The organism is Clostridium sp. BSD2780061688st1 H5 (genome assembly GCF_005845155.1).
Taxonomy (GTDB): Bacteria; Bacillota; Clostridia; order Lachnospirales; family Lachnospiraceae; genus Claveliimonas; species Claveliimonas intestinigallinarum.
Genome location: NZ_SPGT01000011.1, coordinates 117,776 through 126,816, shown reverse-complemented (window position 1 = coordinate 126,816; position 9,041 = coordinate 117,776). Strand labels below are relative to the sequence as shown.

Below are 9,041 nucleotides of genomic sequence, written 5' to 3'. Positions count from 1 at the left end.
AAACTATTGAACCGCGTAGTACTGAACGGTACGCTACGTGGTGTGGAAGGGGAGGGTCAAATCTCCCCTATCCGATTCTTGTGGGTGTGAAACGCGAGGAGTACAATCAGAGATATAGAAAAATTGGAAATCAAGGAATGGCAGGCGTCATGAGAAATGAAATTCAAAGATTTTATAAACGATAGGAAACTTTCATGGACTATTGTTGGACTTGGTATTCTGGTAAGTCTGGTAGTTTTTGGGTTTTTACCGCTAAAAATACCAATGCACTTTAATGCTAGTGGAATAGCTGATGACTATTCAAATAAAATTCAGATTTTCCTTTTCCCTTTAGTACAATTAATGATAATGTTTCTTACCGGAAGAGAAAAAATCAAATATTGACTTACACATTCACGGACTTTTTTAAATGATTTTCAGTATAATTGGATTGTAAGCAGTTTGTGCTTTTTTATATTTCTGGTAGAAATTACAATAATTTATATTGCATTGTCATGACTGATAAATCGTCAAATTAAGAGTTGTAGCGGGCAGAATTGTCCGCTATTTTTGTTTATAATGGAAAACCACTGTCTTAAAAGGTCCTATACCGTGTCTGATATGCCAACGAGAGTAATAAAGATTGATTTCTAAAGAAGTTGGTACTCCATTGATTTTATTATGTTCCTGCTCTATAGATTTGATAATTTCGTTCAAATTCCAGTATTTGTATACAACTACTTTTATTTCTGTTTCCCGTGTATTTGCACTGCTAAAGGACATACTATTTACAACAGAGTAATCCGGGAGATTTACGCAATAAGAGAATATCAGAAATAAGCACAAGGCAGTGCATATAGCTTTTATTTTTCGGTTCACTATTTTGCTCCTCAATTTAAAATATAAGGGGATAACTATATAATACCTCACTATATAGTGAATTACTACATGAAGATTTATCAAATATACTTTGTGTAGGGAGTGAGGCGAATGGAATATGGTCATTTGGAATTACGCATAGAAGAATTGCTAAAAGAAAGAGGTATTAGTAAAAATACTATTTGCCGTGAGTTGGATATACCGAGGGCAAATTTTAACAGATATTGCAGGAATGAATTTCAGAGATTGGACGCAAACCTGATATGTAAATTATGCAGTTATTTTGAGTGTGAAATCGGAGAATTGATAGTGTATGTAAAAGAATGAAAGCCTGACGGATTTATAAGAATTCGTGCAGGCTTTTGTTGTGTACATTTTTAAGTATATTTTGCACGCGATAGCGCTAATATTTTTGTAAAAAGCCCGCCATATGTATTATAATGAAAAAAACGAAGCGGAATAACAGAAAAACAGAGCAGAGGATGACGGCATGCTATTGAGAGAAGAAGAGTACAGCCATGCAGTGGCGGTCCTGGCCGGCAGGGAGGAGAAAGACCCTCTTTTTACGGAGCTGGAGCAGTGGTTTGAGGAGACCTACAGCCTGCGGGTTTACGATTATTTTTGTGAACGGACTAACGCAGGTCGGCCCCGACTGCGCCTGCTCCTGTGGGACAGGGACTGCGCCGGGAAGATGAAAAAGGGGGCAAACCCAGATGAGCGGAAGCAGAGACGCACAGCGGAGAAATTTGCCGCTTTGTGTGTCAGGCATAATACACATCCCGCTTACCGAAGGCCCGGGGACTTCCTTGTGACCTATGACACGCTCAGGGACGAGATACAAAAAAGGGTGCTTCAAAGGTGCGCCGGGGAGATCAGGAGTATAGAGGCCCCGGATATTTGGCGGATGGAAATCCTTTTCGACAGGGTACACGTCTTTTTTGAGACAGATGAGCAAAGAGACTGCCACCAGGCCGACGGCGTGTGCGGCAGTATAAGAAGAAAGATGGACGCCATTGTGGAGAGACACGATCCGTTCGGCGCATTTGTGGATGGGGTGCAGTGCGTGTTCACAAGCCGACAGACACTGGATGAAAAGTATGACGGCAATATGTTTTACTACACGAGGTAGAGCGTCAGCCAGAGAGGAAAAGGCAGCGTATCGGTTCGCAAGGGGATAAGCCGGTGTGTCAGAGAGAGGAGGGACAGAGCTTGGAGAAATGTCAGTGGTGCATGTGCAATGAGAAGATGATCCGGTATCATGATGAGGAGTGGGGCGTGCCCCTCCATGACGACCGGAAACAGTTTGAGTTCCTGATGATGGAGGTCATGCAGTGCGGCCTGAACTGGAACATGATGATACAGAAGCGGGAGATTTTCCGGCAGTGCTTTGATGACTTTGATTTTGACAAGGTGGCAGGCTACGGCGAGGAGGATGTGGAGCGGATTTTGCAGACAGAGGGCATGATCCGATCGGAGAGGAAGATCCGGGCTGTTATACACAACGCCCGGTGCTTTCAGAGGATCCATCAGGAGGCAGGATCCTTCAGTGCCTACCTGTGGAGCTTTACAGGGGGGAAGACCTACATTTATCCCTCCCATCAGACAGAAGGGCTGCCGGCAAGCAACGAGCTTTCCGACAGGATCAGTCGGGATCTCAAAAAGCGGGGACTGAAGTACATGGGATCTGTCACTGTGTACTCCCATCTGCAGGCCAGCGGCATAATAAACGACCATCAGAGAGACTGTTTTCGGTACGGGGAGCTGCTGAAGCTGGCGGATGTGGAGGAGAGGGAGGAGAGAAAAAATGAGTGAGATAAGTGGAAAATGGTACCAGAGTCTGTTCTGGCTTCTAATCGTATGTACTGTTGCAAGGATCATTTCTAATGGGGAAGGGGACGGAAGGCTCTACACGCTGCTGTGGTTTGTGAATATCCTGGCGACAGTGGTTTATGGAGCCGTCCTGCTTAAGATGGAACATTTCAGTGCTCACTTCAGAATGGCGGGGTTCTGTAAAGCCGCGTCGGCAGTAGTAGGAGTCCTATCTTCTGCCGTGTCCTATTTTCTGGATGGCAGCCTGTTGGTCACTCTTATCATTCTGGTGGTCATTGCATCAGCCGCTGTGGATATAGCAGGAGAGTACCAGGAATTTGCGGGACATGCTGAATTTGTCCACGACAGAGATGTGATACTGAGTGAAAAGTGGCTCAGGCTGCGTCAGTGGTATGTGGGCATGCTGGCAGGATTTGCGGGAGGTACTGTCTGCAGTGCCCTTTTGTTTTTACCGGGAGTGATCGCAATGCTGGCCTGCGGGATTGGGCTGGTTGTTGTGAGTGTTGTGAAAATTGTATATGTATATCGAATGGCCGGACTTTGTCAGGACTGAAGAGGAGGGGGACTATGATCACAATTTTTAACAGGGAGAGCCTGTGGATCGGAAGAGACATGAAGCGTTTTAACGAGATGAGGGAGGCGCTGGAGAGGGAGAAAATTCCCTATACCTACAGGACGAGGAGCAGCGGAAACCGATGGATGGGCCATGGCACGGCCCGTGGAAGCTTTGGAAGCGTGGGAAGTTCGATTGATCTTATGTATGAGTATGAAATCTTTGTTCTGAGAAAGGATCTGGAAAGGGCCAGGTATTTGGTCAATACATACTAGGCGGCAGTTCCGAATTGTTTCCGAAATCAGGCCGTAGTCTTGCCGCGGATGCCTCCGGAGTGTATGCTTTATAACATCCGGGAGGGGGGATCCCTTCCGGGTGCTTCATTTTCTCTGGAGGTAAAAGCTGTATGGACGACAGGACAAAGAAAATCACGGCAGCCGCCATGCTGTCTGCCATTGCCTATGTGGTCATGGCTTTGGGGCGCATCCCGGTTGTGCTCTTTTTGAGCTATGATCCGAAAGATATTGTCATCACTCTGGGAGGGCTGATCTGGGGACCGCTGACCGCCTTCGCCGTGTCAGTCATTGTATCCGTGATCGAGATGGTGACGGTCAGCGATACGGGGGTTATAGGATGCGTTATGAACATTGTGTCCACCTGTGCCTTTGCCTGCACGGCGTCGGTCATCTACCGGAAATTCCGCAGCCTGAAGGGGGCGCTGGCTGCACTGGGAGCGGCCTGCGTGGCCATGACAGCGGTGATGCTGCTCTGGAACTACCTGGTCACTCCCATTTACATGGGCTACCCGCGGGAGGCGGTGGCGCAGCTTCTCCTGCCGGCCTTTCTCCCCTTCAATCTGCTAAAAAGCGGCCTGAACGCGGCATTTACCTTTCTGCTCTACAAGCCGGTGGTCACTGCCCTCAGAAAGAGCGGCTACATAGAGGGAGCGGAACAGAGGGGCGGAGGACGGCACAGGGGTCTCCTCCTGCTGGCGGCAGCGGTGATCGTTACCTGTGTTATGCTGATCCTTGTATTAAATGGAATGATGTGAGACAGATATCCGGAAGGGAGCAGTGAGGGATGAAAATGACAGAGAAGAAGGCAGAGGAAGAGCTGCTGTCAGGTGAGATAAGAGGGGAAATCATACACAAGAGGGGTATCGGGCGGCTTGTGGGGATGCCCACCGCGGATCTGCGGCCGGATCAGGGCACGCAGCTGCCCGGGACAGGCGTATATGCGGGGAAAATCCTTCTGTACAGTGGGGAAAGCTGCGGGGAAGATCCAGGGAGAGAAAGTGAGAGGTACTGCTGCGCCGTACACATCGGCCCCTGCCCCACCATGGACAGCGACAAGGCTGTGCTCGTCAAAATCCATATTCTGGACTTTCAAAGAGAAATATTCGGCAGCAGGGCGACTCTACGCCTGTACAGAAAAATACGGGATGTCAGAAGCTTTGACAGCGCCTCCCTGCTCCTTGCGCAGATAGAAAAGGACTGTCTGGAGATACGAAGACTCTGGGGGATGGAAGTGCCCCTGGCCGGCAGGCTGACGATGGACGCCTCCATACGCCAGGCAGTGCTGGGAGACCGGGAAATCTATCTCTCAGAAAAGGAATTTGCGGTCCTGTATCTTCTCTGGTCCCATCCGGACATCTCTTTTACAAAAGAAAACATATACGAAACTGTGTGGCAGGAGCCCTCCAATCAGTCCTGCCACGCAGTGGAAAATACCGTCTATCAGATACGGAAAAAGCTAAGGCCTTTTACCTGCGGGCATGAAACCATAAAAACCATCACAGGCTTTGGCTATAAATACAACGGGAGCTGACTTACTTTTCCTGAAGCCGGGAGATCAGACCGGCGATGGTCTCCGGCGTCTCCTCCAGGTCTTGGGCAATCTCCTCTGCGGATTTTCCTCTGGCCAGCTTCTTCTGCACCTGCTCCAGGAGCCTCAGGTCATAGCCCTCCTTTCTGCCCTCTGTATACCCATCCTCATAGGCCTCACTCTTGATGGCTTTCTCGTACTTGTCTTTGTCAAATGTTTCCAGTATCATCTGCACTACCTCCGCTTTCTGCTGGATCAGGATATCCTTTAGAATACTGTCCTGGATGCAGTCGTCGATGGCTGCCATGATGGCCTCCTCCAGTGGCAGGTTTTCTGCCAGCCTTCCTCGTACCCTGTCAATGAAGATAGAATACTCCTCCAGACGGCGGCATTTCTCCATGAGCGCCCGGTTGTGGCCGTAGTTGATGTTCAGCATCACGGTAACGCACTCAAGAGCCGGCGTTTTCCCGTCCTCCTGTCCCTCAAAGAGGTCGGAAAGCCGCAGGACTGTCTGGTCCGGCTGGCTGTCGGTGCCGTTGTAGAACACAATGTGCTGGGGGAAGGGGAATTTTTTGGCTCCCGAGCTGTAGATGTTGATATTGTTCTGGGCAATGATCTTCTCGTACAGCTTCGCAATGTTGATCCCAAGACTGTCCGGGTCTGTGTAGCTGGTCCCGGCCACAGCGTTGTACAGAGACAGAAGGTCCTCCCTGTTGTTGAAGACAAAGCGGAAGAGACGGTCCTTGTACTCCCGGTCCGCAGTGGGATATTCTGAGCGATCCATATTTACTTTTTTGGTTATACACATAAATCGTTATACCTCCATTATAGACATAAAGACAACAGACTGCAACCTTTTAGACGTCTGCAAACTTAATAAAAGGAAATGTTCTGGCGGAAACCGCCCCGGACACGTGCCGGATGATGTAAATAAGAGCGGCTGACACGCAGCCTTTGAGAGAAAGAATTCTCCCGGTGATTGGTTTACATTATACATAAAAAGAAGGGGAATAGCAACAGAAAAATAAAAATATTGACAAGCAACCTGGCCTGTGTTCTACTTTTAGACAGCAGGGTTCTTCTGGAAGGGCCAAAGGAGCGTGACGGATGGAGAGCCTTCCGGCTGAAGGGCGTACTGGACTTTTCTCTGACCGGGATACTGGCGAAGATCGCAGATCTCCTGGCGCACAGAGAAATCAGTATCTTTGCGGTGTCTACCTACAACACGGACTATGTGCTGATCAAGAAGGAACAGTTTGGAAGAGCGCTTTCTGTGCTGAAGGAGGACGGATACAGCATAGCAGAGTGAGGAGGAAAGCATGATCGAGATAAAGAGCTGGACAGAAAATTTTATCAGGGCGCTGGAGGAGACCTTTGAGGAACGGATCTGGTTCGCGGGCCTTCAGGGAAGCCGGGGGCGGGGAGAGGAGACGGAAGGCAGCGACATCGACCTGGTAGTGATCCTTGATAAGCTGACACCTGCGGATGTGCGGATCTACGAGGGGATGCTGGACAGGCTGCCGGAACGGGAGCTTGTCTGCGGCTTTCTATCCGGAAAGGAGGAGCTGCTCAGATGGGAGCCGTCGGATCTCTTTCAGTTTTACTATGACACCAGGCCCATTGTGGGAAGCCTGGATGGACTGCTGGAGCGGATCGACGACGAGGCGGTGCGGCGGGCGATAAAGATCGGTGTGTGCAATATTTACCATGGCTGCGTCCACAATATGCTCTACGACAGGCAGGAGGAGATCCTAAAGGGCCTGTACAAGTCGGCATCCTTTGTGGTGCAGGCCATCTGCTTCAGGCAGACAGGAAAATATACGAAAAAACAGAGGGATCTGCTTGACATAGCCGGGAAAGAGGAACAGAATATTGTGGAAACGTTTCTGGCCCTGAAGGAAGGCGGACAGGCGGACTTTGAGGAAATGTCGGACAGGCTGCTTCTGTGGGCCCAGGGATGGATCAACAGACTATAAGGAGGATGGACAGATGATTGAGGACAAGGACTATATCATGCGCCTCACCCACGAGATCGCGCGCATGCTCATAAGACTGATATTTGGCAGGGATATTGACAAGGAGGATGAGCTCCCGGTTTCTGTGGAGAGACTGCGGCAGTTTAAAAAGCTGACCGCCATGATAGACGACGGGCAGATCAACGAGGCGGAAAATCAACTCCTGGATGAGCTGGATCCGGACAGCCAGTCCTACTTTGAGATGGCTTTGCGCTTTTATGAGAAGCTGGGGTGCAAGAGCGAGGAATTCCTGGAGGAGCACGGTTTTACCCAGGACGAGGTCGTAGACGGAATGAAATACATTGTGGATTCCTACGGATACGGGGATCTGTGGGATCCGGTGAGCAGGTAAGAGGGTGAAAAAGGCGATCGTGATAGGCTGTCCCGGCGCGGGGAAAAGCACCTTTGCCCGGAAGCTGCGGGACAGGACATCGCTGCCCTTATATTACCTGGACATGATCTGGCACAGGGCTGACGGCACAAATATCCCCAGGGAAGAATTTGACAGGAAGCTGGGAGAGATCATATGCGGAAAACAGTGGATCATCGACGGAAATTATCTGCGCACCCTGGAAATGCGGCTTGCGGCCTGCGATACCGTCTTTCTCCTGGACTATCCTTTGGAGCTCTGCCTGGCAGGAGCCGGGGAGCGGATCGGGAAAAAGCGGGAGGATCTGCCCTGGGTGGAGACAGAGCTTGACCTGGAATTCCGCCAGTGGATCGTGGACTTTCCAAATGATCAGCTTCCCAGGATCTACGATATGCTGGAGAAGTACAGAGACGGCAGAGATATCTATATCTTCCGGAGAAGAGAGGATGCGGACGCGTATCTGGCTTTGCCAGGATAAGCATTTGATGTAAAAAATTTTTTTAGATATGATCGTAGATTGGCCTTGAGACTGCGGCAGAAGCAAGCCTGTATTCTCTTGGCCCTATTCCATATACACTTTTAAACAGCTTGGCAAAGTGGCCTGAATGGTGATATCCGACCTTTGCGGCGATCACGGCAATTCCGCAGTCTGAATTTTTCAGCAGGAGCAACGCCTGATTCAGCCGCATTTCTTTGAGATATTCATAGGGTGTTGTCCCAAAGTACTTCCGAAAAGCAAGCTGGTATCGTGTGGCGCTCATCCCGGCGATTTGAGCCAGCTTTACTCCTGACGGATATGCGGCCAGATCTTTCTTCATATATGCCACGGATTTTTTCAGCCCGCGGATATCTTTATAGTCCAGACGGACAGGAATATGCTCCTCTTCGTTTCCCATCCCCTTCATAACCAGCGAGAGCAGTTCCAGGACCTTGCTTTGCAGGTACAGCCGCAGGGGATTTCCTGTGGCCTGGCTGTCCCGGATCTGCCGGAACACAAAATTCAGTTCCGGCAGATTGGGGTTGCGCAGAAGATACTCCTGTGCGGATTTTGACTGCTCATAGTCCTGCCCATAGTATTCACGGAAAAAGGTATCAAAGTATTTCCGCGTCAGGATGACTTTGGTAAACCGCACGGGTTTTCCTTTTTCGCAGTATACATATGTTGTCTTCTTCGTATTCACATAGCAGAATATCCCTTTGCCTACAGGCTGCGTTTTTCGTCTGCCGATTTTGAATGTGCTGCTGTCTGTCTCAAACTGGCTGATCTCGATGTATTCTTCCGAAATGGCCGCAACCTTCTCAAAGGTTTCCTTTGGCGTAAAATCAGCGATCAAAATGAAAAGAAGGTCATCATCAAAACGAATTAACTGAAAAGAGCCGCTGCCGTAATCAGAGAGCATCCGGTAGTATTTTGTCCCGCCATCAGAAAGCTCCTGTACTTCAGCAAAATGCATCTTCTCCGGAAGCTGTAAGAAATAATCCGCAATTGTCATATCCATTTTCTATGTCCTTTTCCTTTCTGATATCGTATTATGCGACGTCACCTTTGAAGTCCTGTATAAAAGGTTATAATCCAACATTTTTCAGTCAC

14 protein-coding genes and 1 pseudogene are annotated in these 9,041 nt (G+C 49.2%); 13 read left to right on the top strand and 2 right to left on the bottom strand.

The window, feature by feature from the left end:
- From FGQ86_RS16315 to FGQ86_RS08985, 9 genes are all read left to right on the top strand, one after another.
- Nucleotides 1-185, top strand: a 185-nt coding sequence (locus tag FGQ86_RS16315; RefSeq protein WP_207670735.1) for a hypothetical protein, incomplete at its 5' end; no start/stop codon positions are given.
- Complete coding sequence (locus tag FGQ86_RS09025; RefSeq protein WP_138303569.1) at nt 157-384, top strand: DUF1648 domain-containing protein; 228 nt, start codon at nt 157-159, stop codon at nt 382-384. The genes FGQ86_RS16315 and FGQ86_RS09025, both read left to right, overlap by 29 nt.
- 585 nt (nt 385-969) lie before the next feature.
- Nucleotides 970-1,185 carry a helix-turn-helix transcriptional regulator gene (locus tag FGQ86_RS09015; RefSeq protein ID WP_081958111.1) on the top strand — a complete coding sequence of 72 codons (216 nt, stop codon included), beginning with the start codon at nt 970-972 and terminating at the stop codon, nt 1,183-1,185.
- 163 nt (nt 1,186-1,348) lie between these two features.
- The gene (locus FGQ86_RS09010; RefSeq protein WP_138303567.1) at nt 1,349-1,987 is read left to right on the top strand and encodes a hypothetical protein; all 639 of its coding nucleotides are present in this window, start codon (nt 1,349-1,351) and stop codon (nt 1,985-1,987) included.
- A gap of 101 nt (nt 1,988-2,088) precedes the next feature.
- Entirely contained in the window at nt 2,089-2,670 is a 582-nt protein-coding gene (locus tag FGQ86_RS09005) for a DNA-3-methyladenine glycosylase I (protein WP_347562502.1), read from the top strand.
- Nucleotides 2,663-3,241, top strand: a complete 579-nt coding sequence (locus FGQ86_RS09000; RefSeq protein ID WP_138303563.1) for a hypothetical protein — start codon at nt 2,663-2,665, stop codon at nt 3,239-3,241. The genes FGQ86_RS09005 and FGQ86_RS09000 overlap by 8 nt, the downstream gene beginning before the upstream one ends.
- Nucleotides 3,242-3,255: 14 nt before the next feature.
- Nucleotides 3,256-3,516 (top strand): hypothetical protein, encoded by a 261-nt coding sequence (locus FGQ86_RS08995; protein ID WP_033126910.1) that lies wholly within the window; start codon nt 3,256-3,258, stop codon nt 3,514-3,516.
- Nucleotides 3,517-3,647: 131 nt separating this feature from the next.
- Entirely contained in the window at nt 3,648-4,292 is a 645-nt protein-coding gene (locus FGQ86_RS08990) for an ECF transporter S component (protein ID WP_033126909.1), read from the top strand.
- Nucleotides 4,293-4,321: 29 nt separating this feature from the next.
- The gene (locus FGQ86_RS08985; protein ID WP_052084164.1) at nt 4,322-5,068 is read left to right on the top strand and encodes a riboflavin kinase; all 747 of its coding nucleotides are present in this window, start codon (nt 4,322-4,324) and stop codon (nt 5,066-5,068) included.
- A 1-nt stretch (nt 5,069) separates the two neighbouring features.
- On the opposite strand, the gene FGQ86_RS08980 is transcribed toward FGQ86_RS08985, so the two are convergent.
- Complete coding sequence (locus FGQ86_RS08980) at nt 5,070-5,873, bottom strand: hypothetical protein (RefSeq protein WP_052084163.1); 804 nt, start codon at nt 5,871-5,873, stop codon at nt 5,070-5,072.
- A gap of 294 nt (nt 5,874-6,167) precedes the next feature.
- On the opposite strand from FGQ86_RS08980, the pseudogene FGQ86_RS16455 reads away from it, so the two are divergent.
- From FGQ86_RS16455 to FGQ86_RS08960, 4 genes and pseudogenes are all read left to right on the top strand, one after another.
- Nucleotides 6,168-6,374, top strand: a pseudogene (locus tag FGQ86_RS16455) (ACT domain-containing protein); the annotation flags it as partial.
- A 10-nt stretch (nt 6,375-6,384) separates the two neighbouring features.
- Nucleotides 6,385-7,041, top strand: coding sequence for a nucleotidyltransferase domain-containing protein (locus tag FGQ86_RS08970; protein WP_033126908.1), 657 nt, complete (start codon nt 6,385-6,387; stop codon nt 7,039-7,041).
- A 13-nt stretch (nt 7,042-7,054) separates the two neighbouring features.
- The gene (locus FGQ86_RS08965; RefSeq protein WP_033126907.1) at nt 7,055-7,432 is read left to right on the top strand and encodes a DUF6483 family protein; all 378 of its coding nucleotides are present in this window, start codon (nt 7,055-7,057) and stop codon (nt 7,430-7,432) included.
- Nucleotides 7,433-7,436: 4 nt separating this feature from the next.
- Entirely contained in the window at nt 7,437-7,928 is a 492-nt protein-coding gene (locus FGQ86_RS08960) for an adenylate kinase (protein WP_138303561.1), read from the top strand.
- Nucleotides 7,929-7,950: 22 nt separating this feature from the next.
- Here the strand turns inward: FGQ86_RS08960 and FGQ86_RS08955 are convergent, their stop codons facing one another.
- Nucleotides 7,951-8,949 carry an AraC family transcriptional regulator gene (locus tag FGQ86_RS08955; protein ID WP_138303559.1) on the bottom strand — a complete coding sequence of 333 codons (999 nt, stop codon included), beginning with the start codon at nt 8,947-8,949 and terminating at the stop codon, nt 7,951-7,953.
- Nucleotides 8,950-9,041 lie beyond the last annotated feature (92 nt).

Coding starts and splice junctions, on each gene's coding strand:
- FGQ86_RS08965 (WP_033126907.1), top strand. CDS start 7,055: ATGATTGAGGACAAGGACTATATCATGCGCCTCACCCACGAGATCGCG.
- FGQ86_RS08980 (WP_052084163.1), bottom strand. CDS start 5,873: ATGTGTATAACCAAAAAAGTAAATATGGATCGCTCAGAATATCCCACT.
- FGQ86_RS09025 (WP_138303569.1), top strand. CDS start 157: ATGAAATTCAAAGATTTTATAAACGATAGGAAACTTTCATGGACTATT.
- FGQ86_RS08955 (WP_138303559.1), bottom strand. CDS start 8,949: ATGGATATGACAATTGCGGATTATTTCTTACAGCTTCCGGAGAAGATG.
- FGQ86_RS08990 (WP_033126909.1), top strand. CDS start 3,648: ATGGACGACAGGACAAAGAAAATCACGGCAGCCGCCATGCTGTCTGCC.
- FGQ86_RS08985 (WP_052084164.1), top strand. CDS start 4,322: ATGAAAATGACAGAGAAGAAGGCAGAGGAAGAGCTGCTGTCAGGTGAG.
- FGQ86_RS09015 (WP_081958111.1), top strand. CDS start 970: ATGGAATATGGTCATTTGGAATTACGCATAGAAGAATTGCTAAAAGAA.
- FGQ86_RS09005 (WP_347562502.1), top strand. CDS start 2,089: ATGTGCAATGAGAAGATGATCCGGTATCATGATGAGGAGTGGGGCGTG.
- FGQ86_RS08970 (WP_033126908.1), top strand. CDS start 6,385: ATGATCGAGATAAAGAGCTGGACAGAAAATTTTATCAGGGCGCTGGAG.
- FGQ86_RS08995 (WP_033126910.1), top strand. CDS start 3,256: ATGATCACAATTTTTAACAGGGAGAGCCTGTGGATCGGAAGAGACATG.
- FGQ86_RS09000 (WP_138303563.1), top strand. CDS start 2,663: ATGAGTGAGATAAGTGGAAAATGGTACCAGAGTCTGTTCTGGCTTCTA.
- FGQ86_RS09010 (WP_138303567.1), top strand. CDS start 1,349: ATGCTATTGAGAGAAGAAGAGTACAGCCATGCAGTGGCGGTCCTGGCC.